Origin of the sequence: Pimelobacter sp. 30-1 (assembly GCF_018831735.1) — a bacterium.
Taxonomy (GTDB): Bacteria; Actinomycetota; Actinomycetes; order Propionibacteriales; family Nocardioidaceae; genus Nocardioides.
In genome coordinates, this window is sequence record NZ_NHTS01000001.1 from 811,371 (window position 1) to 836,514 (window position 25,144).

General features: G+C 74.0%; 27 protein-coding genes. 11 read left to right on the plus strand and 16 right to left on the minus strand.

Annotation, left to right across the window (positions count from 1 at the left end; genetic code table 11):
• Positions 1–3: 3 nt before the first annotated feature.
• Positions 4–687: a LuxR C-terminal-related transcriptional regulator gene (locus CCO04_RS03825; protein ID WP_215812749.1), complete on the plus strand. Its 684-nt coding sequence runs from the start codon at positions 4–6 to the stop codon at positions 685–687.
• A gap of 18 nt (positions 688–705) precedes the next feature.
• Here the strand turns inward: CCO04_RS03825 and CCO04_RS03830 are convergent, their stop codons facing one another.
• The 3 genes from CCO04_RS03830 to CCO04_RS03840 are packed head-to-tail and all read right to left on the minus strand — an operon-like array spanning position 706 to position 3,628.
• A complete protein-coding gene (locus tag CCO04_RS03830) occupies positions 706–1,902 on the minus strand; it encodes an ABC transporter permease (RefSeq protein ID WP_215812750.1) in 1,197 nt (398 codons plus the stop codon).
• Positions 1,899–2,576: an ABC transporter ATP-binding protein gene (locus CCO04_RS03835; RefSeq protein ID WP_215812751.1), complete on the minus strand. Its 678-nt coding sequence runs from the start codon at positions 2,574–2,576 to the stop codon at positions 1,899–1,901. Before CCO04_RS03835 ends, CCO04_RS03830 begins: the two co-directional genes overlap by 4 nt.
• Entirely contained in the window at positions 2,573–3,628 is a 1,056-nt protein-coding gene (locus tag CCO04_RS03840; protein WP_215812752.1) for a hypothetical protein, read from the minus strand. Before CCO04_RS03840 ends, CCO04_RS03835 begins: the two co-directional genes overlap by 4 nt.
• Positions 3,629–3,751: 123 nt before the next feature.
• Between CCO04_RS03840 and CCO04_RS29100 the strand changes: the two genes are divergently transcribed.
• Entirely contained in the window at positions 3,752–5,566 is a 1,815-nt protein-coding gene (locus CCO04_RS29100; protein ID WP_215812753.1) for an ATP-binding protein, read from the plus strand.
• Here CCO04_RS29100 and CCO04_RS03850 read toward each other — a convergent pair.
• Positions 5,557–6,582, minus strand: a complete 1,026-nt coding sequence (locus CCO04_RS03850; protein WP_215812754.1) for a hypothetical protein — start codon at positions 6,580–6,582, stop codon at positions 5,557–5,559. The two genes, CCO04_RS29100 and CCO04_RS03850, sit on opposite strands and share 10 nt — an antisense overlap.
• A 95-nt stretch (positions 6,583–6,677) precedes the next feature.
• Between CCO04_RS03850 and CCO04_RS03855 the strand changes: the two genes are divergently transcribed.
• A complete protein-coding gene (locus CCO04_RS03855; RefSeq protein ID WP_308281114.1) occupies positions 6,678–7,361 on the plus strand; it encodes a response regulator transcription factor in 684 nt (227 codons plus the stop codon).
• Positions 7,362–7,368: 7 nt separating this feature from the next.
• Here CCO04_RS03855 and CCO04_RS03860 read toward each other — a convergent pair whose 3' ends face one another.
• On the minus strand, positions 7,369–8,610 hold the full coding sequence (locus tag CCO04_RS03860; RefSeq protein WP_215812756.1) for an acyl-CoA desaturase: 1,242 nt from the start codon (positions 8,608–8,610) through the stop codon (positions 7,369–7,371).
• Positions 8,611–8,619: 9 nt separating this feature from the next.
• Positions 8,620–9,777 (minus strand): iron-sulfur cluster-binding domain-containing protein, encoded by a 1,158-nt coding sequence (locus CCO04_RS03865; RefSeq protein ID WP_308281115.1) that lies wholly within the window; start codon positions 9,775–9,777, stop codon positions 8,620–8,622.
• A 98-nt stretch (positions 9,778–9,875) separates the two neighbouring features.
• Between CCO04_RS03865 and CCO04_RS03870 the strand changes: the two genes are divergently transcribed.
• Genes CCO04_RS03870 through CCO04_RS29105 form a run of 4 tightly spaced genes read left to right on the plus strand, consistent with a single transcriptional unit; the run spans position 9,876 to position 13,174 of the window.
• Entirely contained in the window at positions 9,876–11,063 is a 1,188-nt protein-coding gene (locus CCO04_RS03870) for a CdaR family transcriptional regulator (RefSeq protein ID WP_215812758.1), read from the plus strand.
• Positions 11,060–11,950, plus strand: a complete 891-nt coding sequence (locus CCO04_RS03875; protein ID WP_215812759.1) for an SGNH/GDSL hydrolase family protein — start codon at positions 11,060–11,062, stop codon at positions 11,948–11,950. The genes CCO04_RS03870 and CCO04_RS03875 overlap by 4 nt, the downstream gene beginning before the upstream one ends.
• A gap of 40 nt (positions 11,951–11,990) precedes the next feature.
• A complete protein-coding gene (locus CCO04_RS29640; protein ID WP_215812760.1) occupies positions 11,991–12,809 on the plus strand; it encodes a hypothetical protein in 819 nt (272 codons plus the stop codon).
• The gene (locus tag CCO04_RS29105; RefSeq protein WP_215812761.1) at positions 12,806–13,174 is read left to right on the plus strand and encodes a GntR family transcriptional regulator; all 369 of its coding nucleotides are present in this window, start codon (positions 12,806–12,808) and stop codon (positions 13,172–13,174) included. The genes CCO04_RS29640 and CCO04_RS29105 overlap by 4 nt, the downstream gene beginning before the upstream one ends.
• On the opposite strand, the gene CCO04_RS03890 is transcribed toward CCO04_RS29105, so the two are convergent.
• The 4 genes from CCO04_RS03890 to CCO04_RS03905 all read right to left on the minus strand — a co-directional run bounded on the left by CCO04_RS03890 (position 13,131) and on the right by CCO04_RS03905 (position 16,599).
• A complete protein-coding gene (locus CCO04_RS03890; protein WP_215812762.1) occupies positions 13,131–14,183 on the minus strand; it encodes a hypothetical protein in 1,053 nt (350 codons plus the stop codon). The two genes, CCO04_RS29105 and CCO04_RS03890, sit on opposite strands and share 44 nt — an antisense overlap.
• Positions 14,180–14,515 (minus strand): PadR family transcriptional regulator, encoded by a 336-nt coding sequence (locus tag CCO04_RS03895; protein ID WP_215812763.1) that lies wholly within the window; start codon positions 14,513–14,515, stop codon positions 14,180–14,182. Before CCO04_RS03895 ends, CCO04_RS03890 begins: the two co-directional genes overlap by 4 nt.
• Positions 14,516–14,647: 132 nt before the next feature.
• On the minus strand, positions 14,648–15,514 hold the full coding sequence (locus CCO04_RS03900; RefSeq protein WP_215812764.1) for a CoA ester lyase: 867 nt from the start codon (positions 15,512–15,514) through the stop codon (positions 14,648–14,650).
• On the minus strand, positions 15,514–16,599 hold the full coding sequence (locus CCO04_RS03905; protein WP_215812765.1) for a CoA ester lyase: 1,086 nt from the start codon (positions 16,597–16,599) through the stop codon (positions 15,514–15,516). Before CCO04_RS03905 ends, CCO04_RS03900 begins: the two co-directional genes overlap by 1 nt.
• An 83-nt stretch (positions 16,600–16,682) precedes the next feature.
• Between CCO04_RS03905 and CCO04_RS03910 the strand changes: the two genes are divergently transcribed.
• Positions 16,683–16,982 (plus strand): hypothetical protein, encoded by a 300-nt coding sequence (locus CCO04_RS03910; protein ID WP_215812766.1) that lies wholly within the window; start codon positions 16,683–16,685, stop codon positions 16,980–16,982.
• Here the strand turns inward: CCO04_RS03910 and CCO04_RS03915 are convergent.
• From CCO04_RS03915 to CCO04_RS03925, 3 genes are read right to left on the minus strand one after another with little or no spacing between them, the layout of a single operon-like run.
• Positions 16,918–17,439: a DUF1992 domain-containing protein gene (locus CCO04_RS03915; RefSeq protein WP_308281116.1), complete on the minus strand. Its 522-nt coding sequence runs from the start codon at positions 17,437–17,439 to the stop codon at positions 16,918–16,920. The two genes, CCO04_RS03910 and CCO04_RS03915, sit on opposite strands and share 65 nt — an antisense overlap.
• 7 nt (positions 17,440–17,446) lie before the next feature.
• Positions 17,447–18,253, minus strand: a complete 807-nt coding sequence (gene phaZ, locus CCO04_RS03920) for a poly(3-hydroxyalkanoate) depolymerase (protein ID WP_215812767.1) — start codon at positions 18,251–18,253, stop codon at positions 17,447–17,449.
• The gene (locus tag CCO04_RS03925; protein WP_215812768.1) at positions 18,250–19,941 is read right to left on the minus strand and encodes an alpha/beta hydrolase; all 1,692 of its coding nucleotides are present in this window, start codon (positions 19,939–19,941) and stop codon (positions 18,250–18,252) included. The genes phaZ and CCO04_RS03925 overlap by 4 nt, the downstream gene beginning before the upstream one ends.
• Positions 19,942–20,047: 106 nt before the next feature.
• On the opposite strand from CCO04_RS03925, the gene CCO04_RS29645 reads away from it, so the two are divergent.
• Positions 20,048–21,229 carry a CdaR family transcriptional regulator gene (locus tag CCO04_RS29645; RefSeq protein ID WP_215812769.1) on the plus strand — a complete coding sequence of 394 codons (1,182 nt, stop codon included), beginning with the start codon at positions 20,048–20,050 and terminating at the stop codon, positions 21,227–21,229.
• A gap of 11 nt (positions 21,230–21,240) precedes the next feature.
• Here the strand turns inward: CCO04_RS29645 and CCO04_RS03935 are convergent, their stop codons facing one another.
• Genes CCO04_RS03935 through CCO04_RS03945 form a run of 3 tightly spaced genes read right to left on the minus strand, consistent with a single transcriptional unit; the run spans position 21,241 to position 23,445 of the window.
• Positions 21,241–22,533, minus strand: a complete 1,293-nt coding sequence (locus tag CCO04_RS03935) for an ArsB/NhaD family transporter (protein WP_215812908.1) — start codon at positions 22,531–22,533, stop codon at positions 21,241–21,243.
• Entirely contained in the window at positions 22,533–23,006 is a 474-nt protein-coding gene (locus CCO04_RS03940) for a TrkA C-terminal domain-containing protein (protein ID WP_215812770.1), read from the minus strand. Before CCO04_RS03940 ends, CCO04_RS03935 begins: the two co-directional genes overlap by 1 nt.
• Entirely contained in the window at positions 22,993–23,445 is a 453-nt protein-coding gene (locus tag CCO04_RS03945; RefSeq protein WP_215812771.1) for a hypothetical protein, read from the minus strand. Before CCO04_RS03945 ends, CCO04_RS03940 begins: the two co-directional genes overlap by 14 nt.
• Before the next feature lie 86 nt (positions 23,446–23,531).
• Here CCO04_RS03945 and CCO04_RS03950 point away from each other — a divergent pair, with 86 nt between their 5' ends.
• Together CCO04_RS03950 and CCO04_RS03955 are read left to right on the plus strand one after the other, a co-directional pair.
• Complete coding sequence (locus CCO04_RS03950) at positions 23,532–24,494, plus strand: sensor histidine kinase (RefSeq protein WP_308281117.1); 963 nt, start codon at positions 23,532–23,534, stop codon at positions 24,492–24,494.
• Positions 24,491–25,144, plus strand: coding sequence for a response regulator transcription factor (locus CCO04_RS03955; protein WP_215812772.1), 654 nt, complete (start codon positions 24,491–24,493; stop codon positions 25,142–25,144). The genes CCO04_RS03950 and CCO04_RS03955 overlap by 4 nt, the downstream gene beginning before the upstream one ends.

Consider the following 25,144-nt stretch of genomic DNA (forward strand, 5'->3'; position numbering starts at 1 on the left):
GCCATGGTTCCCGACCCGCCGCGCCGGGTCGCGCTGGTCGCTGAGCGGCGGCTGGTCGGCCAGGCCATCGCCGCTGCGCTCAAGGCGCGCGGCCTGGTCCCGGTCCCCATCGAGTGGCCGCGCCGCGGCGCCATGCGCACCTTCCGGCAGAGCCTCCACGGCAGTCGCGCCTCGGTCGGCGTGATCCTCTGTGACCTGGAGACCCCGGACCTCCTCCACGACGTCGAGATCATCCTCGGCCGCGAGCCGATCCGCTGGCTCGTGCTCACCGACAGCGCCCCGGGCCCGCGCTGGGGCACCGTCCTCGCCGCCGGCGCGACCGGCGTGCTCCCGACCTCGACCTCCACCGCCGGCCTCGCCGTCGCCATCCGCCAGATGCTCGCCGGGCTCTCCCCGACCCCGCCGCGCGTGCGCGAGCGCGCCCTGCGCGAGTGGGCCGACGTCGCCGAGGAGCAGCGCTCGCTCGTGCGCCGCATGGAGCAGCTCACCCACCGCGAGTACGAGATCCTCGGCGAGCTCTACGACGGCGTCTCGGTCCAGCGCATCGCGCTCGCGTCCGGGGTCGCCGAGGGGACCGTCCGCAGCCAGGTGAAGTCGCTGCGCCGCAAGCTGGGCGTGGACTCCCAGCTCGCGGCGGTGGCGTTGTACCGCCGGGCGCTGGAGGTCTTCCCGCGCCGGCGCGGCTGACGCCGGTCGGCCGGTCGGTCAGAGGGTGCGCAGCGCCTGGGCGGGCTCCAGCGAGCCTGCGCGCCAGGCGGGGAAGGCGCCCGCGAGGACGCCGACGACGAGTCCGGCCAGCGGCGCGGCGAGCAGGCGTACGTCGAGCACCGGCGTCCAGTCCCGGCTCAGGGCGACCAGCATGCTGGTGACGAAGCCCAGGCTCGTCCCGACGATCCCGCCGAGCAGCCCGACCACGGCGCTCTCGGCAAGGAACTGGGTCATCAGGTCGCCCCGGGTCGCCCCGAGCGCGCGGCGCAGCCCGATCTCGCCGATCCGCTCCATGACGGACAGCAGCATGATGTTCGCGATCCCGACCCCGCCCGCCATCAGGGCGACGAGCCCCAGCAGCACGAGCAGCGAGGAGACGTCGCTCTCCACCCGGTCGCGCAGCGCCGCATCGGTCGGTGGGGCCGCGGCGACGACGATCCCGGGGTCCTGGGGCGCGACGGCCAGGGGGGCCTGCCGGGCGATGGTCTCGGCCGCGTTCGGGGCGACCTGGACCTGCAGCGACAGCGCGCCGGTCCAGCCGAAGAGGCGGGCCGCCGTCGTCTCCGGGACCACGACGGAGTCGAGGAGCTCGCCGCGCCCGCTGACGTCGTCGATGATGCCGATGACGGTCAGCGCCCGGTCGCCGACGAAGACGGCGGGGCCGTGCGCCAGGTCGCCGAGCCCCAGCCTGCGGGCCGCGCCCGCGCCCAGCAGCGCGACGGCGTCGGCGCGGGCGACGTGCCCGTCGTCGTACGGCCGGCCGGTGACGTGGGCGTCGACGGCGTCGAGCAGTCCCGGCGAGGCGGCCAGCACCGGGAGCAGGGGATCGGGCGGTGCCTGCGGGTCGACGACCGCCACCGTGCGGACCGGATCGGTCACCGGCAGCCGGGTCAGCGTCCCGGCCGCCTCGACGCCGTCGAGCCGGCGGACCTGGTCCGCGGCGTCCTCGGGCAGCCGGGCGCCGCGCTCCGCACGGGACGGCTCGACCTGGACCGTGACCCGGTCGGCGGCGGCCTGGTCGAAGTGGTCGGCCACCTGGCCGCTCGCGGTGGTGGCCAGACCGACCGTGGCGACGAGCGCGGCGAGGCCGAGCGCCTCGCCGAGCATCGTCAGCGCCAGCCGGCCGGGACGGGCGGAGACCCCGGCCATCGCCTCGCCGAGGTGGGTGCGCAGGCGGGCCCGCTCGCGGCTCATCCGGCGACCCGTCCGTCGACGATCCGCACGCTCCGGGCGGCGCGGTCCGCGACCCCGGGGTCGTGGGTGATCATCGCGATCGTGGCGCCCTCCGCGTGCAGCTCGGCGAACAGGGTGAGCACCGCGGCGGCGCTCGCGGTGTCGAGATTGCCGGTCGGCTCGTCGGCGAGCAGCACGCTCGGCTCCGCCACCAGCGCCCGGGCGATCGCGACGCGCTGGCGCTCGCCGCCGGACAGGGTCGCGGGCCGGGCGTCCCGGCGGTGCCCGAGGCCGACCCGGTCGAGCAGGACGTCGGCCCGGCGGCCGCGCTCGCGCAGGGTCAGCCCGAGGTAGAGCCCGCCGAGGCTGACGTTCTCCCGGACCGTCAGCTGCGGCAGCAGCTGGAACGCCTGGAAGACGAAGCCCAGCCGGCCGGCCCGCAACCGGGCCCGGCCGCGGTGGTTGACCGTGGCGGTGTCGATGCCGTCGAGCAGGTAGCGCCCGGTGGTGGGGGAGTCGAGCAGTCCGAGGATGTTGAGCAGCGTCGACTTGCCCGACCCGGACGGGCCGACGATCGCCACGAACTCGCCTGCCCCGATGGTCAGGTCGACGTCGTGCAGGACGTCGACGGGCGGGTCCCCGGCGAAGCGGCGGCCGATCCCGCTGAGCTCGATGACGGCCGCGGACGTGCTCATCGGCCGACCACCACGCGGTCGCCGGCGGCGAGGCCGTCGCCCCGGACCTCCGCGAAGCCCTGCGCGGACAGGCCGGTCTCGACCGCGACCACCTGCGTCGAGCCGTCGGCGTCGACCCGCACCACGCGGACCGCGCCGGCGGCGTCCGTGCTCAACGCCGCCAGCGGTACGACGAGCACCCGGCCGCCGGTGCTGCGCAGCGGCACGGTCACCTTCACGTTCGCCCCGCGCAGGGCCTGCCGCTGCCGCTCGGTCAGGCGCAGCGGACGCACCGTCGTGCGCCCGCCGGTCGCGGTCGTGGTGACCGGCCCCAGCCGGCCGCGCACGGACCGCCCGCCGGGTACCTCGACGACCGCGCGCATCCCCGCCCGGAGCAGGGCGGTGTCGGCCGTGGTGAGCCCGATCGTCACCACCAGCTCGGTGCCGGACAGCAGGATCGGCTTGGCCGAGAGGGGCGCGCCCAGACGGGTCGGCATCCGGTCGACGCGCCGCGGCAGGCTCGGCACGTAGGTCACCTCGCTCATCGGCAGCCCCGCGCTCGGCGGCGCGGGGTAGTCGAGCCGCGCGTAGAGCCGCCCGACCGCGTCCCCGGTCGCCGCGGTGAACTCGTCGTCGACGTCGCCCGGGTCGAGGCCGAGCGCCGCGAGCGCCGTCTCGAGCTGGCGCACGTCAGGGCCGGCGGCGCCCGGCGCGAGGTCGCGGTAGGCGGGCAGCGAACCGGTCAGGGCGACCACCGGGCGGCCGGCGACCTCGAGGACCACCTCGCCCGCCCGCACGGTGGCGCCCCGGTGCCTCGGGAGGCGGGTCACCACGGGGATCGGTGCTGCCGTGCGCACGACGAGCTCGACCGGGTCGGCGAAGCCGGCGTCGCCGCGGACGACCACCGACGACGTGAGCCGGCGCAGCCCGACCTCGGCGGTGACCGGACCGCTGGGCGGCGCGGCCTGGTCGCCGCGGGAGGGCGACATCGCCAGCGCCGCGGCGTACCCGACGGCCGCGAAGAGCAGCGAGCCGAGGAGGACCAGCACGAGCGCACGGAACCTTCTGATCATGGGCCGCAGGCTGGCAGCGAGTTGTGAAGATCCGGTGTCGGGACGAGCCGTCCGCTTCTTCACATGTTCTTCGCAGTCCGGTGCCAGGATGTCCCGGGTGACGACGCGCGGGGTCCCGGAGCCGTGAGCCCGCCGGGCCTGCTCGGTCGCTCGATCCTCGCCTCGGTGCTGGTCGCCGCCGTCGCCAGCGTCGCGACCGCGCTGCTCACCACCCAGGCCGCCCGGCTCAGCGCCGAGCGCGAGCAGGTCCGCGTCGCGCACGTCGACCGGGAGATCGTGCAGCGGCTGGAGGCCTACGGCCGCGGCAGCGCCGGCTGGTCGCACGCGGGGGGACTGCTGACCGAGCTGGCCGCCTCGGCGGAGCGCCGGATCGTGATCACCGACGTCGACCGCACGCCGCTCGCCCGCTCCGGCTCCGGCTCCGACGAGGGGACGACGGCCGGCGCCGTCGACCCGGGCGAGCCGACGGCCGTGCTCGACCCCATGGCCGCGATCCTCGCCGAGGCGGTCGCCCAGCCCCCCACGGCGTACGACGACCTGGCGCTGCCGCCGTCGCTGCTGGCGGCGCGCCCCGACGGAGCGGGCCTGCGCGCCGCGGTCCGCCGCGACCACCAGGCCGTCGGCGTCTGCTCGGGCCGGTCCGCCGCCGGCGCCGGGACGCGGGCGCTGCCGAGCACGCCGGTCGTCCTCGTCGACTGCGCCGACCGGTCGCTGCCGCGCGCGGCCACCGGGACGGGACCCGTCGGTGACATCGCCCGCCTCCAGAACGCCGTGGCCCTCGACGAGTACCGCTGCCTGCGCCGCCGCGACGTCCCGGTCGACGTGCTGCGCCTCTACGGTCCGCCCGACCTGGTGACGATCCAGCTGCCCGACCTGACCGCCGCGCAGCGCCGCGGGTGGGAGGACTGCGCGACCTCGGCGCTGACCCGGCACCTGCGGCCGCTGGTCGCGCCGAGCGCCGTGCTCTACGTGACCGAGACCCGGGCGGTGCAGCGCGGCCTGATCAGCCGGATCGGCGGTGGGCGCATCGTCGTCGCGCTGGTGGTCATCCTCGCTGCGGCCGTCGTCGCCAGCCTGCTGGCCTCGCGCCGCGTGCTGCGCCCGGTACGCCGGCTCACCGCGGCGACCCAGGAGATGGCGGCCGGCGAGCTCGCCACCCGGGTGCCGGTCACCGGGCACGACGAGGTCGCCCGGTTGGGCCGCTCGTTCAACGAGATGGCGGCGGCGCTGACCGTCTCCGACGAGCAGCGCCGGCGGATGGTCAGCGACGTCGCGCACGAGCTGCGCACCCCGCTGTCGAACCTGCGCGGCTACCTCGAGGCGGGCCGCGACGGGGTCCTGGAGCGCGACGACGCGTGGAACGAGTCGCTGCTGGAGGAGGCGGTCCTGCTCCAGCACGTCGTCGACGACCTCGCCGTCCTCGCCCAGGCCGACGCCGGACGGCTGGAGGTCCGCCGGCTGCCCGGGGACGTCGTCGGCACGGTCGAGGCCGCGCTCGCGGCGATGCGCGGGCAGGCCGAGGCCCGCGGCATCGTCCTGGAGCGGACCGGCGCCGCGTCGGCGTCCGCCCCGCACGACCCGCTGCGGATGCGCCAGGTGCTGGCGAACCTGCTGTCCAACGCCGTGCGGCACTCACCGGACGGAGCCGTGGTGAGCGTCGCGGTCCGGACGACCGGCGGCGCCGGCGACGGCGCGGCGCGGGTGCTGATCGAGGTCGCGGACCGTGGTGAGGGCATCGCCGAGGAGCACCTGCCGCGGGTCTTCGAGCGGTTCTTCCGCGCCGACCCCTCGCGTGCTCGGGAGACGGGCGGCAGCGGGCTCGGCCTCGCGATCGTCGAGCGGCTGGTCGCCGCCCACGAGGGCGCGGTGGCGGCGGCCCGCCGGCCCGGCGGCGGGACGGTCTTCACCGTCTCGCTCCCCGCCGGTCCTCAGTCCTGATCCGCGACCGCCGCGGCCATCGCCGAGCGGAACGCCTCCAGCTCCGCGAGGTTCTCCCGCACGAAGGCCTCCTCGAGGTCGCGCTGCACGACGTCGTACGTCATGCGCCACGCCTCGAGGCAGGTCGTGTCGGCGACGGCCAGCGCGATCTCCACCGCCCGCAGGTCCGCGAGGCGCGCGGCGTCAGCGGTGCCGTCCAGGTCGGGCCCGAGCACGCCCTCGGCGAGCTTGCGCACGTGCGCCCGGGGCTGGTCGAGCACGGTGAAGCCGGGGTGCCCGGCGGCGGCCAGGCAGGTGCCCCAGGTGGCGGTCGCGGCGCTCACCCGCGGGTCGCGGTCCTGCTCCTCACGCAGCGCGCGGACCCGGTCCAGCAGACTGGCGAAGCTCTCCTGCACCCGGGTGATCCGCTTCTCGGACCGGGCGCGCTCCTTGTCGGTCGGCTCCAGCGCGTAGGCCCGGCCCGAGCAGGACGAGTCGGAGTTCGAGATCGACGTTCCGGCCAGGTAGCCCTGGTCGTCGAGCGCGATCTGCTTGCCGTAGAACGCCTGGTGGTAGGCGACCCGCTGGGCCACGCTCATCCGCGCGACGATCGCGTCGTTCGGGTTCTTCTGCGCCGCGCTGCGCTCGGCGCCGAGGTCCTTGGTGCTGATGCCGTAGCCGAACTGCGCGGCGAACTCGTCGGGCGGCAGGTCCGGGAAGTCCGCGGGCTTCATCAGGACCTGCCCGTCGGCGGTCACCGTCGCGTCGAAGCTCGTGTCGACGTACGGCACGTACTCGAAGCCCTCGGCCGCCATGCACCGGGCGAGCTCCTCCTCGATCCGCAGGTCGAGGGCGTCGTCGCCGCCCGCCTCGCGGTTGCCGACGCCGAGGTACTCCTGGAGCGGTCCCACGGCGGCCGGAGCCTGCGACGAGGGAGCGCCGGTGGCTTCGGGCGGCGCCGGGGTGGACGCGTCGGTGCAGGCGGTCAGCGCCAGGCCGGCGAGCGCGAGCGTGGGCAGCAGGAGGGGGGTTCGCATGCGGCGACCGTCCCACCGGGACGTGAAGAGGCCGTCAAGAACCGATGTGCTCGGTTCTTCACAGGTTCTTGGCATCCGGCTGCCAGGATCGTCGGGTGGGCGCGCGGATCCTGGTGGCAGACGACGACCGCAAGCTCGCCGCCCTGGTGCGCACCTACCTCGAGCGCGCCGGGCACCAGGTGGTCGAGGCGCACGACGGGCAGGCCGCGCTGGCCGAGTGCCGCCGCCGGGAGCCGGACCTGGCGATCCTCGACATCATGATGCCGGTCCTCGACGGCCACGACGTGTGCCACGTGCTGCGCGCGGAGGGGGAGGTGCCGGTCATCTTCCTGACCGCGCGCACCACCGAGGACGACCTCGTGCGCGGGCTCGGGCTCGGTGCCGACGACTACGTGACCAAGCCGTTCAGCCCGCGCGAGCTGGTGGCCCGGGTCGAGGCCGTGCTGCGTCGTACCCGGCCCGAGCCGGGCGGCGCGGTGCTCCGGGCGGGCTCGCTGGTGCTCGACGAGGACCAGCACCTCGTCACCCTCGCCGGGAGGCCGGTGGCGTGCACCCCGGCCGAGTTCCGGATCCTGCGCACGCTGGTCCAGCAGCCGTCCCGGGTGTTCAGCCGGCAGCGCCTGCTCGAGGCCGCGTTCGGCTTCGACCACGACGCCCTCGAGCGCACGGTCGACGTGCACGTGATGAACCTGCGCCGCAAGCTCGAGCGCGACCCGGCCGAGCCGGTGCACCTCGTCACGGTCTACGGCGTCGGCTACAAGTACGTCGCCGACGCCTGACCGGGCCTCAGGCGGCCTTGGCCGCCTCGATCTTGCGGGCCTCGCGCTCGAGCCGCAGCTGGATCACCCGGCGCGTACGACGGTCGGCCGTCGCGAGCGCGTAGAGCAGCTTGAGCTGCGTGGGCAGGTTCTTGGCGTTGGTGGTGGCCAGCCAGCCGTTGGGGAGCGAGAGCCGGACCACGCGGTGCCAGGCGCTGTAGACCTGCTGCGGGAGCGGCGCCGAGTGGTAGTTGAGCCCGTACTTCTCGAAGACCGCGCGGACCTGGGGCGCCACCTCGGCGTAGCGGCTGCTCGGCAGGTCGGGGAAGAGGTGGTGCTCGATCTGGTGCGACAGGTTGCCGGTCATGATGTGCATCAGCGGGGAGCCGGAGATGTTGGCGGAGCCCAGCATCTGGCGCAGGTACCACTCGCCGCGGGTCTCCTTCTCCGGGATCGACTTGAGCTCGAAGGTCTCGACGCCCTCGGGGAAGTGACCGCACATGATGACCGAGTGCGACCACAGGTTGCGCACGACGTTGGCGGTGAAGTTCGCGGCGAGCGCGGGCAGGAACGAGCCGGTCGGCAGCGCCAGCGCGGGGTTGACGACGTAGTCCTTGGTGGCCTGCTTGCGGATCTTGCGCAGCGTGGCCTTGGCGGCCTTCTTGAACGACTCGGGGCGCTTGTCCTTGGGCTTGGACAGGTTCTTGCCGAGCTCGAGGTCGTAGGCCGCGATGCCGTACTCGAAGAAGCAGGCGTTGATGAAGTTCCACAGCGGCTGGGCGAGGTACATCGGGTACCAGCGCTGCTCCTCGTCGACGCGCATGATGCCGTAGCCGAGGTCGTTGTCCTTGCCGACGATGTTCGTGTAGGTGTGGTGCACCTCGTTGTGCGAGTGCTTCCAGCCGTCGGCGGTCGAGGCGTTGTCCCACTCCCAGGTGGTGGAGTGGATCTTGGGGTCACGCATCCAGTCCCACTGGCCGTGCATGACGTTGTGGCCGATCTCCATGTTCTCGAGGATCTTGGCGACCGAGAGGCCGACGGTGCCGGCCACCCACGCGGGCGGGAAGATGCTGACGAGCAGGGTGGCGCGCGAGGCGAGCTCGAGCTTGCGCTGGATGTCGACCATCTTGCGGATGTACGCCGCGTCCTTCTCGCCGCGCGCGTCCAGGACGGACTGGCGGATCGCGTCGAGCTCGGCGCCGAGTGCCTCGATGTCCTCGGGCGAGAGGTGGGCGGTGGGGTTCTGGGCCTTGTTGGTGATCGTGGTCATCACGGGTCCTCAGTGGTCGAAGGTGCAGTCGCCGGCAGCGGCGCTGATGCAGGTCTGGATCTTGACGCCGTCGGGGTGGGTCTCGCCCGGGACCGCGACGGTGAGCTCGCCGTTGCGCAGGTCGCGCACGGCGCCGGACTTCATGGGGAGCACGCAGCCCATGCAGATGCCCATCCGGCAGCCGCTGGGCATGAGGACGCCGGCCGACTCGGCGGCGTCGAGGATCGGGACGGAGCCGTCGGTCTCGACGTTCGCCGCGGACGAGCCGGCGAAGGTGAGCGTGCCGCCCTCGGCGGCGACGTCGACGACGGTGGGCCGGAACCGCTCGGTGTGGAGGGTCAGCCGGCGCTCGCCGTAGTAGGCCTCGAGCGTGTCGAGGAGACCCGCCGGGCCGCAGGCGTACGCCGTGCGCTCGGCCAGGTCGGGGACCTCGGTCTCGAGGTCGTCGGTGGTGAGCAGCCCGTCGGTGTCGGTGTGCCGCTCGATGAGGCGGAGCCGGCCGGCGTCGGCGTGGGCGCGGAGCTCGGCGCCGAAGATGACCTCGTCGCGCTTCATCGCCGAGTGCACGAGCACGATGTCGTAGGCCGCGCGGGCGTCGGCCTCGTTGCGCGAGTAGAGGTTGCGCAGCATCCCGATCACCGGGGTGATGCCGGAGCCGGCGGTGACCAGGAGCAGCTTCTGGCGCTGGCCGGACTGAGGCGGCGTCAGCACGAAGTCGCCCTCGGCCTGGGCGAGCTGGAGCATCTGGCCCGGACGCGCGGTGCGCACGAGGTGCTGGGAGACCGCACCGCCGGGGATCGCCTTGACGGTGATCGAGATGTGCCCGTCGCGGCGCGGGCCGTGGGTCAGGGAGTAGGTGCGCCACAGGCGGACGCCGTCGACGTCGACACCGACGCGGACGTACTGCCCGGGGATGTGCCCGTCCCAGTCGCGGCCGGGCTTGACCACGATGGTCGCGGCGTCCTTGGTCTCGGAGGCGACCGAGACGATCCGGCCCTGGAGGCCGACAGCGGCTCCGGGGCGCAGGGGGGCGAAGTGGTCGAGCAGGTCGTCCACGCTGAGCGGGGTCACGGCGGCGTCGAGCAGGCTGCGCAGGCCGGTGCGGAGCCGGCGCGGGCCCGAGGCGGGGCGCTGGGCCGCGGAAGGTGCGGCGGTCGTCGTACTCACAACACCAAGACTCCCAGCGGATGACGCTAAACTCATGACCTCAGCCGGTGAATCGACAGGTCTGATTTATTCGCCACGAACAAAAAGGGAGCGCTTCCATGCCGCGAAGGTCCCTGCGCCGGTCGCGGACCGGCGATGCGCTCCTGCCGCCGGCCACGGTGGCCGCGATCCGGGCCGAGCTGCCGGCCGTCGCCGACGACGTCGTCGAGCAGATCATCCAGGAGGTGCCGGCCTACGAGGACGCCTTCGGCGGGCCGATGGGCGAGATCATCCGGACGGCGGTCCAGGTGGCCCTCGGCGGCTTCCTCTCGCTGCTCAGCGACCGCCGCGGGCCCGACGAGCTGGCGCCGCAGGCCTCGGCGCTCGACGGCGCCTACCAGCTCGGCCGGGGCGAGGTCCGCAGCGGGCGCACGATCGACGCGCTGCTGTCGGCGTACCGGATCGGGGCACGGGTCTCGTGGCAGCACCTGTCCGCCGCGGCCGTCGCCCAGGGCATCCAGCCCGCGACGATGGCCTCGTTCGCCGAGCTGGTCTTCAACTACATCGACGAGCTCTCCGGCGCCACCGTGGCGGGGCACCGCGACGAGTCCGCCAGCGAGGGCCGGATCCGGCAGCGGATGCTGGAGCGCCTGGCCCGGCACCTCTTCACCGGCGCTCCCGAGCCGACGCTGCTGGCCTCCGCCGAGCGCGCAGAGTGGGCGGTGCCGACGACGCTGACCGCGGTGATCGTGCCCGACTCCCAGACCGGCTCGCTGATGCAGTCCGTACGCCGCGGCACCCTCCAGGTCGCCGACGTCCCCGAGGTCGAGGGCTCCGCGGTGCTGCTGGTGCCCGACGCCCACGGCCGGCGGCGGGCGCCGCTGCTGCGCGCGGTGCGCGACCGGGCCGGCCTGGTCGGCCCGGCCCGGCCCTGGCTCGACGTACGGGCGTCGTACGACCGGGCGCTGCGGGCCTACCAGCTCGGTCTGGCCGGTGACACCGAGGCGCACCTGCCCCGGCTCGTGCTCACCGCCGACCCCGACGCCCTCGGCGACCTGCGCCGCGCCGTCCTCGCCCCCCTCGACGAGCTGCGCCCCGCGACGGCGGCCAAGCTGCGCGAGACCCTGCGCGCCTGGCTGCTCCACCAGGGGCGGCGCGACGAGGTCGCGGCCGCGCTGTTCGTGCACCCCCAGACGATCCGCTACCGGATGAACCAGCTGCGCGACCTGTTCGGCGACCGGTTGGAGGACCCCGATAGCGTCCTGGCACTGACCATTGCCCTGGGGGTGGAGGAGATGCAGGCATGAAGCCCGCCTTCCGCGGTCTGCTCGTCGTCGTCGCCGGCAGCGTCCTGCTCGCCGGCTGCACCGGCGACCCGGATCCGGGACCGACGACCGCGAGCCCGACCGAGGCCGTCGCCGAGGGGGGCAGGTACGTCGCGCTCGGCGACTCCTACACCGCCGGCCCGCGCCTCGGCGTCACCACCGGCGCCCAGGGCTGCGAGCAGACGGCCGGCAACTACCCCCACCTGCTCGCCGACCGGCTCGGCCTCGAGCTGACCGACGTGAGCTGCGGCGGGGCAACGTCCGAGAGCCTCACCGCGTCCCAGACCCCGCCCAACGGCGCGCCCGTCCCGCCCCAGCTCGACGCGCTCACCGCCGACACCGACCTGGTCACCCTCAGCATCGGCGGCAACGACGGCAAGGCGTTCGGCACCCTCGTCACCACCTGCGTCGGCCTCGCCCTCAAGGACCGCCAGGGCGCACCCTGCGCCGAGCTCGGCGACCAGGCGCGCGACGGTCTCGGGTCCCAGGTCACGACGCTGGCCCGCCGCCTCGGCAAGGCCGTGAAGAAGATCCGCGAGCGCGCGCCCAAGGCCCGGATCGTGATGGTCGGCTACCCCCAGATGTTCCCCGCCAGCGGGACCTGCGACCTGCTCCCGCTGGCCAAGGGCGACTACCCCTTCGCCCGCGACCTCATCGAGCGCGTCGTCCAGGCCCAGCAGGACGCCGCAACCCAGGCCGGCATCGACTACGTCGACGTCTGGACGGCGTCCGAGGGGCACGACATCTGCTCCGCCGACCCGTGGGTCGCCGGACTGGTCCCGGCCGAGCGGGCCCTGGAGTACCACCCCTACGCCCAGGAGCAGCGGGTCGTCGCCGACCTGCTCGAGGAGCTGCTCGCGGGATCCTGACGGGTGTTGCTACAGAGTCTAGTTATGTAGCATGTCCCTCGTGGACGGGTTCGAGCGCTTCCTCGTGGTGGCCGGTCTGGTCGCCGCGGCCTGGCTCGCGCTGCCGACGCGGCACAGCCTGACGAGGGCCGGGCACCGGTTCGCCCAGGACAACGACCTGTGGATCGCGCCCGAGCTGATGGCCGCGGTGGACCGGGCCCACCGGCGCGAGCGGTGGGTGCTGGCGGTCGCCGCGCTCGCCGCCGTCGCGGTGTTCCTGCTCGGCCCGGACCGGGCGACCAGCCCGCTCGTCCTCTTCGCCGTCGTGGTCCCGATCGCCGCCGTCGGCCGGCTGCTGCTGGCCGGCCGCGACTTCCCGGTCCGCCCCGGACAGGTGAGCGTGGCGCGCCCGCGCGCGGTGCGGGTCGGCGACTACCTCCCGCCGACGGCGCCGGCCGCGTTCGCGGTCTGGGCGCTCCTCGGCGCCGGTGCGGCGGGCCTCGGCGTGCGCTGGGGCGAGCGGGGCCTCGTGGTGGCCGGTGCGGTGATGGTGCTGGTGACGCTCGCCGTCGCCGGCTCCGTGGTCGCCGTGTCCCGCCGGCCCGAGCCGGCCGTCGACGCGGCGCACCTCTACCTCCAGGACGCCTGGCGGGCGGCCAGGATGCGCACCACGCTCCAGCAGCTCGCCCTGGCCGGCTACTGCCTGGGGCTCACCCTGGCCTCGGCGGACCCCGCGCTGCCCTCCGGGCTGTGGGTCGTCCCGATCGCCGTCGCCGGCGTCGCCTCGGGGCTCGCCCTGCGCGGCCGGGCCCGCTTCCGGGACCGGCTGTGGCCCGACGTCCCCGCCGGTCAGGTCCTGTCGGTGGGAGGCGCCGCGTGATCGTCCTCGACCCGGGCGGCCCAGTGCCGCCGTACGAGCAGATCAGGTCGCAGCTCGCCGACCAGATCGAGCACGAGCGGCTGCGCGCGGGCGACCGCCTGCCGACCGTACGCCGTCTCGCCGAGGACCTCGGCGTCGCCACCAACACCGTGGCGCGCGCCTATCGCGAGCTCGAGACCGCGGGCCTGATCGAGACCCGCGGCCGGGCGGGCAGCTTCGTCGCCGGCTCCGGGGTCGAGCGTGAAGCCCGCGAGGCCGCTCGGCTCTACGTCGAGCGGGTGCGGGCGCTCGGGCTCGAGGACCGGGCCTCGCTCCAGCTGATCACTCGGCTGCTGGGACCTCGGGGACCGGCCACGCAGGAGTGATCGGCGGCAGCGACGCCAGCGGAGGCGTCGGCTTCGTCGCCCCGGCGGCGGCCCGCTCCGGCGTGCAGCGACCGTCGACGAGCGGCAGCCGGGCGAACGGGAACGCATTGGTGACGGGGGTGTCGCCGTTGTACGCCGGGCACGGGACCGAGCGCCGCTCGGTGAAGTCGTCGCGGATCGCGTCGCGCAGCCGGATGCTGATCGGGCGACCGTCCTGGTCGACGAGCTGGACCTGGTCGATCGGCTTGCCCGCCGCGTCGTACGCGAAGATGTCGGTGACCGGCCGCCCGCTCGACATCACGCCGCTCTGGCGCAGCGCGTCGTTCCAGCCGATCGAGTAGCTGTCGTAGGTGTCGTCGATGACCCCGCGGCCCTGGAAGTCCGCCGCGAAGGGCAGCACCACGGCATAGACGTTGGCGGCGAGCAGCAGCAGGCGGGCCACCGCCTTGCGGTCGGGGCCCGAGCCGGGCCAGAGCCGCCCGAGGCCGATGAGCGCGCTCACCGCGACCGCGACCGCCAGCACCACCAGGCCGATGAGCGGCGAGCCCAGCGTCGGGATCAGCGAGACCCGCTCGAAGGAGCCCGCGTAGACGTCGATCGCGGAGACCGCGACCCAGGCGCGCAGGGCCCACCAGGCCGGGCGGAGCGTGACCGCGACGTCCCACGCGGGGCGCAGGCGCGGCGACTCGGCGTAGCCCAGGAACCAGGCCCGGCTCCGGTCCATCAGCTCGCCCGGCAGCGCCTGCCAGCGGCGCGGGTCGGGGCGCAGGCGGCGCGGGGAGGGCGGCTCGGGCAGGCCGGCCGCGGACCGCAGCTCGGCCGCGTAGGCGGCGGGATCGCCCAGCGGGGCGCCCGTCCCCTCGGCGAGCTGGTCGGCGAGGTCCGCCTCGAGCCCGCCGAGCAGGTCGTCGCGGGTCTCGTCGTCGAGATCGCCCAGGTGGCGGCGTACCTCGTCGACGAAGGCGGTGACGTCGGGGTGCAGGACGAGGGTCTCGTCGGAGGCGCTCATGCCGTGGCTCCTGTCGTGCGGGGAAGCAGGGAGGTGACGGTGTCGGCGAAGGAGATCCACTCCTTGGCCTGCTGGGCGAGCTGGTCGCGCCCGGCGGGGGTGATGCCGTAGTACTTGCGGTGCGGGCCCTCGTCCGACGGCACGACGTACGACGTCAGCGCGCCCGCCGCGTAGAGCCGGCGCAAGGTCCCGTAGACGGAGGCGTCGCCGACCTCGCTAAGGCCGCCGGCGCGCAGTCGGCGCAGGACGTCGTACCCGTAGCCGTCCTCGCGCTCGACCACCGCGAGGACCGCGAGGTCGAGCACGCCGCGGAGGAGCTGGGTGGTGTCCATGCACCGCACACTACTACGGCTCGCGCAATAGTGCGCCACGGCGAAGTGCTCGGCGTGGCGCGACCACGAAAAAGGCCCCGGGCCGGCCTGCCGTGACGGCGGGCCGGCCCGGGGGCGCGAGCGGAGGTGCGGTCAGGCGGACAGCGCCTGGATCGCCGCGTCGATCGACAGCGTCCGCTCCGCCGACTCGACGTGCAGGCTCTCGACCATCTTGCCGTTGTAGGTCACGACGCCGGAGCCCTTGCCGTCCTCCCAGGCCTGGATCAGCCCGCGGGCGTCCTCGACGGCCTGGGCGCTGGGCGCGAACGCGGTGTTGGCGCCCTCGACCTGGCCGGGGTGGATGAGGGTCTTGCCGTCGAAGCCCATCTGGCGGCCCTGCTCGCACTCGGCGAGGAAGCCGTCGATGTTCTTCACGTCGTTGTAGACGCCGTCGATGATCACGATGCCGGCGGCGCGGGCCGCGAGCAGGGCCAGGCCGAGGCCGGTGAGCACGGGCTGGCGGCCGGGGACGTGCTCGGCGTACAGCTCCTTGACGAGGTCGTTGGTGCCCATCACGAAGCCGGTGAGGCGCTCCGAGGCGGTCGCGATCGACAGCGCGTTGAGCATCCCGACGGGGGTCTCGACCATCGCCCACAGCGTCGTACGGGCGGGGGCGCCGGCGGCCTCGAGGGCGGCCACGAGCCGGCGGACCTCGTCGGCGGAGTTCACCTTCGGCACCAGGACGACGTCCGGTCCGGCCGCCGCGGCGGCCTTGATGTCGTCGTCGTGCCACTCGGTGCCGATGCCGTTGACCCGGATGACGAGGTGGCGGGTGCCGTACTCGCCGGACCGGACCGCGGCGGCCGCGGCCTCGCGGGCGGCGGGCTTGGCATCGGGGGCGACGGCGTCCTCGAGGTCGAAGATGATCGCGTCGGCGGGGAGCGTCTTCGCCTTCTCCAGGGCCCGCTCGTTGGAGCTGGGCATGTAGAGGACGGAGCGCAGCGGCTTGAACTCGGACATCAGGCGGGCACCTCGATCGCGTCGTAGGTCTTCTTGAGCTCGGGGTCGATCTCGGCGAGCTGCTCGGCGAGGGCGACCAGGACGAGGCACTGCTTGAGGGAGGCGTCGTCCTCCATCTTGCCGTCGATCATCACCGCGCCGGTGCCGTCGCCCATGGCGGCGACCACGCGGCGGGCGTGGGCGATGTCCTCGACGCTGGGGGAGAACACCCGGTTGGCGATCGCGATCTGCTTCGGGTGCAGCGACCAGGTGCCGACGCAGCCGAGGAGGAAGGCGTTGCGGAACTGGTCCTCGCAGGCGACGACGTCGGCGATGTCGCCGAACGGCCCGTAGTACGGGTAGATCCCGTGGGTCGCGCAGGCGTCGACCATCTTGGCGATCGTGTAGTGCCACAGGTCCTGCTGGAAGACCGCGCGCTGGGCGTCGATCACGCTGTTGCCCTCGGCGTCGCGCGGCGGGTCCTGGCGCACGAGGTAGCCCGGGTGGCCGCCACCGACGCGAGTGGTCTTCATCTTGCGGTCGGCCGCGAGGTCGGCCGGGCCGAGCGAGAGACCCTGCATGCGCGGGGAGGCACCGCAGATCTCCTCGACGTTGGCCACGCCGCGCGCGGTCTCGAGGATCGCGTGGATCAGGATCGGCTTGGTGATGCCGGCCTTGGCCTCGAGCTGGGCGAGCAGCCGGTCGACGTAGTGGATGTCCTCGGCGCCCTGCACCTTGGGGACCATGATGACGTCGAGCTTCTCGCCGATGGCGGGCACGAGCGTGGTGAGGTCGTCGAGCACCCAGGGGCTGTCGAGGGAGTTGATCCGGGTCCACAGCTGGGTGGGGCCGAAGTCGGTGGCCTGGGCGATCTTCACCAGGCCCTCGCGGGCGGCGACCTTGTTGTCGGCCTTGACGGCGTCCTCGAGGTTGCCGAGCAGCACGTCGACCGTGCCGATCATCCCGGGGATCTTGGCCGCCATCTTCTCGTTGCTCGGGTCGAAGAAGTGGATGGCGCGGCTCGGCCGGGCGGGGATCTCGCGCAGGGGGAGCGGCGCCCCCACGGCGAGCGGTCGGAAGAAGTCCTTGGCGCTCTTGTGGCTCACGGATCGCAACCTACCGGCGAGTCACGTCTCGCGGGTATGACGGATCTCTCGCCGAGACGTCCGCCGCGGCGTAGCGTGCTGGGGTGACGCCCGAGGAGGTCGACGACTTCGCGCGCTCGCTGCCGGGCTGCCGGCGCAAGGGGACCCCCGCCCACCCGGCCTGGTACGTCGACGACCGCCTCGTCGCCCGCCTGGTCGCCGCCGACGAGCTGGTGGTCCGGGCCGACCCGGTCGCGCGCGAGCACCTGGTCGCGGCGCATCCCGGGACGTTCGGCGTACCGCCGCGCTACGAGGGGCACCGCAAGGTGCAGGCGATGCTCAGCGGCGACGCCGCGGCCATCCGCGGAGCACTCCGCGCCGCCTGGGAGCTGCAGCGGCGCTGAGCGCCTGTGCCGCCCGGCGCCGCTCGGCCGAGGCCGCCTGCCGCTCGTGCCAGGCGGCGAGGGTCGCGTCGACGTCGCGCGGCAGGGTGATCAGCGGCGGTCCGTCGACGGGGGTGTAGCGGGCGCGGATGACCCGAGCGTTGAAGTCCTCCACGAAGGCGCGTGCCTCGCGCTCGGAGGCCAGCCGGTCGAGGGCGGCGTCGAGCTCGGCGTCGTCCTTGCGGAGCTGGAGCGCGGGCGGCAGCACGGTGATGCGCTCGCGCTCGACGAGCCGCTTGACCCACCAGTCCGGGTCGTGGGTGTCGCCGAGGCCCTCGAGGGGCTTGCCGGCGCCGGGCAGGTCGTCGAACTCGCCGCGCTCCATCGCCTGGCGGACCTGGAGGTCGACCCAGGTCTGCTGCTGCTCGATCCGGGCCCGGGCGGCGGCCTTCTCCTCCTTCTCGTCCCTCTCGTCCACCTCTCGACTATCGCTCGGGGCGCAAGAACTCCGCAACGACCGGCGCGAGCGTGGCGGCGCTGGTGACGAGCCCGAGGTGGCCGTCGGCGTAGACGTGCAGCCGGGCGTCGGGCAGCAGCGTGCGCATGATCCGGGCGTTGACGAGGGGGATGATCGGGTCGTCGTCGCCGGCCAGGATCAGCGTGGGCTGCCGGATGAACGGCAGCGCGGGCAGGCTCGACCAGCCGGCGCCGGCGAGGAGCTGCAGGACGTAGCCGCGCCGCGAGCCCACGCGCGACTGGTCGTGCATGAGCCGGCGTACGTCGTCGGGGCGGTCGCGCATCTGCCCGCCGTAGAGCTCGGCGGCCACCTGGACGGCGTACTCGGCGTCCCGGTAGCGCTGCGGCGTCACCATCTTGCGCAGCACCCGTGGTGACGCGGGCACCATCAGGGATCCGGTGGCGGTGCTGACCAGCACCAGCCGGCGGCAGCGGCGCGGCTGCTGGAAGGCGATCTGCTGGGCGAGCCCACCGCCCCACGAGATGCCGAGGACGTCGTACTCCGCGAAGCCGAGCCGGGTCATCATCCGGCCGATGCCGTGGGCCAGGAGCGCGAAGTTGTAGGGCAGACGCGGGTTGGGGGATCCCCCCACCCCCGGTACGTCGAACCGGACCACCCCGACGCGCGGGTCGAGCTCGTCGACGAACGGCTGCAGCAGGTCGAGGCTGGCCCCGATGCCGTTGCACAGCAGGAGCGGAGGTCCCGGCTCCGTCCCCGGCCGTACGGCGACCCGGATGTCGTGGCCCAGGACGGTGAGCCGGCGCAGCGTCGTCACTTGTCGAACACGTAGGTGCCGGGCGCCTCGACCAGCGGCCGCAGCCGGGTCGAGCCGAGGTCCTTCGGTGCGGGCACCCGCTCGCCGCACCGCTCGTCGAGCCACTCCGAGACGTCGGTCCACCAGCTGCCCTGGTGGGTCTGCGCGCCCTTGAGCCAGGCGGTCGCGTCGGGGCCGTGCTCGTCGTTGGTGTGGTAGGTCGCCTTGGGGTTGCCCGGCGGGTTCACCAGCGCCGCGATGTGCCCGCTGGTGGACAGGATGAAGCGGGTCTCGCCGCCCAGCAGCTGGGTCGTGCGGTAGCAGTTCTCCCACGGCGTGATGTGGTCGGCGATGCCCGCCACGACATAGCTGTCGACGGTGACCTTGCCGAGGTCGATCGGTACGCCGAGCACGCTCAGCGAGCCCGGCCGGGTGAGCTGGTTCTCCATCGCGAGGTCGACGAAGTCGGCGTGCAGCCCGGCCGACATCCGCGTGGTGTCGGCGTTCCAGAACAGGATGTCGAAGGCCGGAGGCCGCTTGCCGAGCAGGTAGTTGTTGACCCAGTAGTTCCAGATCAGGTCGCTGGGCCGCAGCCACGCGAACACCTCCGCGAGCGCCCGCCCGTCGAGGTAGCCCTTGCGCGCCGAGCGGGCCTTGGCGAGCTCGGCCAGGCGCGGGTCGGTGAGCGCGGCGACCGTGCCGGCGCCGGCGTTGTCGATCACGGTGACGGCGAGGACGAGCGCGGTGAGCCGGTCCTGCTGCCCGATCCCGGCGAGGTACGCCGCCACGATGCTCGCCAGGATGCCGCCCGAGCAGATGCCGGCCAGCACGGTCCGCGTGCTGCCGGTGACCTCCTCGACCGCCTCCAGCGCGTCGAGGATCGCCCGGACGTAGGTGTCGAAGTCCCAGGCCGCGTGCCGGGTGTCGGGATTGCGCCACGAGATGACGAGCATCTGGCGGCCCTGCTGGACGCTGTGCTCGACCAGGCTGCGCCCCGGCGCGAGGTCGATCGCGTAGAACTTGTTGATCGTCGGCGGGACGACGAGCACCGGCACCTCGGAGACCTCGTCGGCCTGGGGCGCGTACTGGATCAGCTCGAGCACGTCGTTGCGGAAGACGACCGCGCCGGGCGTGGCCGCGACGTTCTCGCCGAGCGTGAAGCCCGAGGTGTCGACCATGTCGGGGATCCGCGGGGAGGCGGCGAGGTCCTTGACCAGCTGGGCGGCGCCACGAGCCAGGCTCAGGCCGGCCGTGTCCACGACCGCCTTGGCGGAGGCGGGGTTGACCAGGGGGACGTTGCTCGGCGACAGCGCCTCGACCACGTTCTCCAGCAGGAACCGGACCCGCTGCCGGTCGCGCGGGTCGAGGGCGGCGTCGTCGACGAGCTGGTCGAGGGTGCGGCCGCTCGCGAGGTAGAGCTGGACCAGGCGGCGCAGCAGCGGGTTGTCGGTCCAGCCCACGTCGGCGAACCGGCGGTCGCCGCGGCGCGGCGTGACGTCGGAGGCGCCGACCGCGATCCGGGCCGCCTCGCCGGCGAGACCGCCGAGGCGTCGTACGGTCGTGCGGGGGCGGCGGGCCAGCGAGAGCGCCCACCTCGCGGTGGACGCGTCGGGCACGAAGCGGCGGAAGGGGCCGAGGGCGGCGTCGACGAGCAGGACGTCGAGCGGCGCGGCGGCGTCGGCCAGGCGCGTGGCGGTCGAAGTGGTCATGCCCCAAGGTTCGGCCGGGGGACGGGGTCGGCGCTTCGGCTGGCGGCACCGAGTTTCCCGGCGATCGTCTGTGCGCATGCACAACGCGCGGCCTACCCTCGGACCTGTGACCGGTCCCGACGTGAGTCCCGAGGTGCGCAAGCTCAGCGCCCGGCTGCTGCCCGAGTCCGCCGCCCTCGGGGCGGCGATGGCGGCGCGGATCCGGTCCGAGATCCCGGTCTACGAGGCCGGGACGACGGTCTCCCACGACGAGCTCACCGCCTCGTGCACGGTCAACGCCCGCTACATCCTCGGCAACCTCGCCGGCGACGTCGCGCCGGCCGAGACCCCCACCGAGACCGGCACCACCCGGGCCGAGCAGGGCGTGCCGTACGCCGTCGTGCTCCAGGCCTTCCGGGTCGGCTCCCGGTTCATCTGGGAGGTGCTCGTCGAGCGGGCCGACCCCCAGGACCGCGACCGGCTCCTCCTCGCCGCCGCCGACATCTGGGCGGTCAGCGACCAGCTCGCGGCCGACGTCACCGACGCCTACCGCCGCGCGATGGCCGACCGGGCCCGCCGCGACGGCCAGATGCGGGCGGTGCTCGTCGGCTCGCTGCTCGACGGCGACGCCGACGCGACGGCGTACGTCGGCGAGACGGCCGGCATGCTCGACCTCGGCCAGGCCACCGAGTACGTCGTGGTGTCGGCCGAGTCGCCCGCGCCCGGCAGCGAGGGGCTGCCCGACGTCGAGCGGGCCCTGCGCGGGCGCAACGTCCGCTCCGCCTGGCGCCTCGACCACGACCACCAGGAGGGCGTGGTCGCCCTGCGCCTCGGCTTCGGTGCCGACCACCTGGTCGACGTGCTCGCCGGGCTGGCCCGCGCGCGGGTCGGGATCAGCAGCGTGGTCGGCCGGCTCGACGAGATCCAGGAGGCCCGGCGCCAGGCCCGGGTCGCCTGCGCCGCGGTGTCACCGGGCGAGGCCACGGTCGCCCGCTTCGGCACCGACCCGCTCGCCGTCCTGCTCGCGGGCAGCCCGGACCAGGCCCGCATCCTCGTCGACGCCGTCCTCGCGCCGGTGCTGGCGCTGCCGCCCGAGGACCGGACCGTCGTCCTCGACACCGCCCGGGCCTGGCTGGCCGCCGGCGGCTCGACCTCGACGGCGGCCCAGCGGCTGCACGTGCACCGCAACACCGTCCGCTACCGGATCCGCCGGCTCGAGGAGATCACCGGCCGCGACCTCGCCCGGCCCGTCGACGCGGCCGAGCTCTACGTCGCGCTGGAGTGCGTGCGGATCCTCGGCCTGGGCTAGGGCGGCGCGCCCTAGGCGAGCGCGAAGTAGCGCAGGTAGACGTAGAGCCAGGCGACGAGCAGCGTCATCACGGTGACCACGACGCCGTACTTGGTGAACTGCCAGAAGCTGATCGGCTCACCGGCCTTGGCGGCGATGCCGAGCACGACCACGTTGGCGCCGGCCGCGACCGCGGTCGCATTGCCACCGAGGTCCGCGCCGAACACGAACGCCCACCACAGCGGGCTGTCGGCGCCGGAGGTGGCGGTCGAGGCGACCATCTCCTCGACGATCGGCACCGTCGCCGTCGTGTAGGGGATGTTGTCGACGAACGCGCCCACCACACCCGAGCCGAAGAGCAGCGCGGTCGCCGCCAGCAGCTCGCGGTCGCCCATCGCCTCGGCGGCCATCTCGCTGATCCGGCCGATCACGCCGACCTGGACGAGCGAGCCGACAAGCACGAAGAGCGCCATGAAGAACGCGAGCGTGCCCCACTCGACCTCCTCGAGGAACTCCTCGGGCTCCGTGCGGGAGACGAGCACCGTCGCGCCGGCACCGAGCATCGCGACCATCGACGGGTCGAGGTGCAGCACCGTGTGCAGGCTGAACGCCACCATCACCAGGCCGAGCACGACCAGGCAGCGCACCAGCATCCGCATGTTGGTGATCGCCTCGCGCGGGTGCATGTCGCCGAGCACGTCGCTGACGTCGACCACCTCGCCGAACGACTTGCGGAACAGCCAGCGCGCCATCACGACGAACAGCACCAGCAGGATCACGGTCAGCGGCAGCGAGTGGACGAGGAAGTCGTCGAAGGTCAGCCCGGCGCGGCTGCCGATGATGATGTTGGGAGGGTCGCCGATGAGGGTCGCCGTGCCGCCGATGTTGGAGGCGAGGATCAGCGAGATCAGGTACGGCGCCGAGGGCAGCCCGAGCTGCCGGCACACCGAGATGGTGACCGGTGCGACGAGCAGCACGCAGGTGACGTTGTCGAGGATCGGCGCGACCGTGGCGCTGATCAGCACCAGCAGCACCAGCAGGCGGTAGGGATGGCCGCCGGACTTGTGGGCGGCCCACAGCGCGAGGAACTCGAAGAGACCGGTCTGCTTGAGGACGCCGACGATCACCATCATCCCGAACAGCAGGAAGATGACGTTCCAGTCGATGCCGGTCTCGTGGTCGAAGAACGCCGACTGGGCGTCGACCAGCCCGATGACCGCCATCGCGGCGACGCCGCCGAGCGCGGCCGCGACCCGGTGCACCCGCTCGGTGGCGATGAGCGCATAGGCGACGATGAAGATGGAGAGGGCGGCGGAGGTGAGGATCACGCCGCGGACCCCCGCACGCCGAACGCCGCGGTGCTGCTGGGTTCGAGCGCCTCGTACCAGCCGGCCAGCCGGCCGTACCGGCTCACCGAGCGCAGCCGGTCCTCGACCGCGCTCACCTGGCCGCGGGCGGCGACGGCGAGCACCTGGTCACCGGTACGGAGCGTGGTCCGGCCGGTCGGGACGAGCGCGTCGCGGCCCCGGGTGACCAGCGAGATCGCGGCACCCGGAGGCAGCCGGAGCTCGTCGACCTCGACGCCGGCGAGCCGCGACTCCTCCTCGACCTCGAAGCGCAGCAGCACCGCGTCGAGCCGGTCGAGCGTCGCGAACCCGATCGAGACCTTGTGCACGAAGCTGCCCTTCTCGGCCCACCGCGGCTGACGTCCGCGGCCGACCGCGAGCCCGATGGCGAAGCCGATCGCGGCGCAGAGCATCCCGGTCGCGACGGCCAGCTCGAGCTCAGCGGAGCCCATCCGGGCCTCCCTGGTCGGGCTCGGCCGACGGCGAGGCCAGCAGGTGCTCGCAGGCGATCACGTCGACGGCGAGGAGCTCGGCACCGAGGCTGAGCATGGGCGCGCGCACGGCGTCCTCGACGGTGAGCAGGCGAGGACCGAGGGCGTCGTCGAGCGCGGTGAGCTCGTGGCGGCGTACCCAGTCGGAGGTGGCGGGGATGACCAGGGCCAACGTGATCCGTTCCAGGTCGTCGTCGGGCAGGTCGGGGTAGGGCGACGCGAGCCGCACCTCCAGCAGCATCCGCAGGTCGGCGGCGTCGGCCGTCCGTGCCCGCACCGTCAGCGGTACGACGTGCAGGGTCTGGGTGCCGCCGCCCTCACCCCATGGGCGGTGTCCGTCGTCCCTGACGGCAAGCAGACGCCCCAGGGTGCGCCGGAGTCGGGTGAGTGGCGGCGGCATGTCTCCAGGCTTCCGCCCGGCGCCCGTCGGCGGTATGGGGTCCAGTCCCCATTTCCTCGCGCCCACGCATCGGGGAGGGTAGGGGAGTGCGGCTGCTCAACACGTCCCTGTACTGGAAGGTGTGCCTGATCAACGGCGCCGTGCTGGGCGCCGCGACCGTGGTGCTGCTGTTCTCCCCGGCCCGGGTCTCGCGCCAGGCCGTGGTCTCCGAGGCGATCGTGCTCGTCGTCGGCCTCGGACTGGTCCTCGTCGTCACCGCGGCGCTCCTGCGCAGCGCACTCGGCCCGGTCGACCGGGTGATCCGGGAGATGGCGACGGTCCAGCTCGGCGGCGAGGGACGCCGGCTGGAGGCCGAGGGCGACGGACCGGGGGCCCAGCTGGTGCGCAGCTACCACGCAATGCTCGAGCGTCTCGAGCGCGAGCGCCGCTCCAGCAGCGCCCGCGCGCTCGCCGCCCAGGAGGCCGAGCGGCACCGGATCGCCCGCGAGCTGCACGACCAGATCGGCCAGAGCCTCACCGTCGTCCTGCTCGGGCTCAAGCAGCTCGAGGACCGCGCCCCAGCCGAGCTCCAGGGCGAGCTGGCCCTGGTCCGGGAGAGCGCACGCACCGGCCTCGACGACGTACGACGGGTGGCGCGCGAGCTGCGCCCCGGCGTCCTCGACGACCTCGGCCTGCACGCCGCGCTAGCCGCGCTCACCACCGATGTCGCCGCGCACGGCGGGCCCGCGGTGCGCCGTACGTTCGGGCCGGGGCTGCCCGACCTCGGCCACGACGTCGAGGTGGTCGTCTACCGCGTCGCCCAGGAGGCGCTGACCAACGTCGTCCGGCACGCCCGGGCGACCCGGGTCGACCTCTCCCTGCTCCGGCTCGGCCAGGAGGTGGTGCTCGAGGTCGCCGACGACGGCCGCGGCTTCGGCGGCGCCACCGCCGACCGCGAGGGCGCCGGGCTGATCGGCATGCGCGACCGCGCCGCGCTCGTCGGCGGCACCGTCGAGGTCTACTCCGGCGAGCGCGGCACCACCGTGCGGCTCAGGGTGCCCGCCGCATGAGCGCCCCGATCCGGGTCCTCCTCGCCGACGACCACGCGCTGGTCCGCCGCGGCGTCCGGCTGATCCTCGAGCTGCAGCCCGACATCGAGGTCGTCGCCGAGGCCGCCGACGGCGCCGAGGTGCTCGCCCTGCTCCGCCAGGTCGAGGTCGACCTCGTCGTCCTCGACATCGCGATGCCGATCATGACCGGCCTCCAGGCCGCCCGCGAGATCGGCCGGCGCCGCGAGCCGCCGCGCGTGCTCATGCTGTCGATGCACGACAACGAGCAGTACTTCTTCTCCGCGCTCAAGCTCGGCGCCAGCGGCTACGTCCTCAAGTCGGTCGTCGACGAGGACCTGGTCGAGGCGGTCCGCGCCGCCGTCCGCGGCGAGGCCTTCGTCTACCCCGGCGCGATGGGCGCGATCGTCCGCGACTACCTCGACCGCCTCGCCCGCGGCGACCGGGTCCCCGAGACCGTGCTGACCCCGCGCGAGGACGAGGTCCTCAAGCTGATCGCCGAGGGCCGCTCCTCGCGCGAGATCGCCGGGCTGCTGTCGATCAGCGTCAAGACCGTCGACAAGCACCGGTCGAGCATCCTGTCCCGGCTCGGGATGAACGACCGGACCCAGCTGACCCGGTACGCCATCCGGGCCGGGCTGATCGAGCCCTAG

Coding starts and splice junctions, on each gene's coding strand:
- CCO04_RS03825 (WP_215812749.1), top strand. CDS start 4: ATGGTTCCCGACCCGCCGCGCCGGGTCGCGCTGGTCGCTGAGCGGCGG.
- CCO04_RS03830 (WP_215812750.1), bottom strand. CDS start 1,902: ATGAGCCGCGAGCGGGCCCGCCTGCGCACCCACCTCGGCGAGGCGATG.
- CCO04_RS03835 (WP_215812751.1), bottom strand. CDS start 2,576: ATGAGCACGTCCGCGGCCGTCATCGAGCTCAGCGGGATCGGCCGCCGC.
- CCO04_RS03840 (WP_215812752.1), bottom strand. CDS start 3,628: ATGATCAGAAGGTTCCGTGCGCTCGTGCTGGTCCTCCTCGGCTCGCTG.
- CCO04_RS03850 (WP_215812754.1), bottom strand. CDS start 6,582: ATGCGAACCCCCCTCCTGCTGCCCACGCTCGCGCTCGCCGGCCTGGCG.
- CCO04_RS03860 (WP_215812756.1), bottom strand. CDS start 8,610: ATGACCACGATCACCAACAAGGCCCAGAACCCCACCGCCCACCTCTCG.
- CCO04_RS03870 (WP_215812758.1), top strand. CDS start 9,876: ATGCCGCGAAGGTCCCTGCGCCGGTCGCGGACCGGCGATGCGCTCCTG.
- CCO04_RS03875 (WP_215812759.1), top strand. CDS start 11,060: ATGAAGCCCGCCTTCCGCGGTCTGCTCGTCGTCGTCGCCGGCAGCGTC.
- CCO04_RS03890 (WP_215812762.1), bottom strand. CDS start 14,183: ATGAGCGCCTCCGACGAGACCCTCGTCCTGCACCCCGACGTCACCGCC.
- CCO04_RS03895 (WP_215812763.1), bottom strand. CDS start 14,515: ATGGACACCACCCAGCTCCTCCGCGGCGTGCTCGACCTCGCGGTCCTC.
- CCO04_RS03900 (WP_215812764.1), bottom strand. CDS start 15,514: ATGTCCGAGTTCAAGCCGCTGCGCTCCGTCCTCTACATGCCCAGCTCC.
- CCO04_RS03925 (WP_215812768.1), bottom strand. CDS start 19,941: ATGACCACTTCGACCGCCACGCGCCTGGCCGACGCCGCCGCGCCGCTC.
- CCO04_RS03940 (WP_215812770.1), bottom strand. CDS start 23,006: ATGGGCTCCGCTGAGCTCGAGCTGGCCGTCGCGACCGGGATGCTCTGC.
- CCO04_RS03945 (WP_215812771.1), bottom strand. CDS start 23,445: ATGCCGCCGCCACTCACCCGACTCCGGCGCACCCTGGGGCGTCTGCTT.
- CCO04_RS03955 (WP_215812772.1), top strand. CDS start 24,491: ATGAGCGCCCCGATCCGGGTCCTCCTCGCCGACGACCACGCGCTGGTC.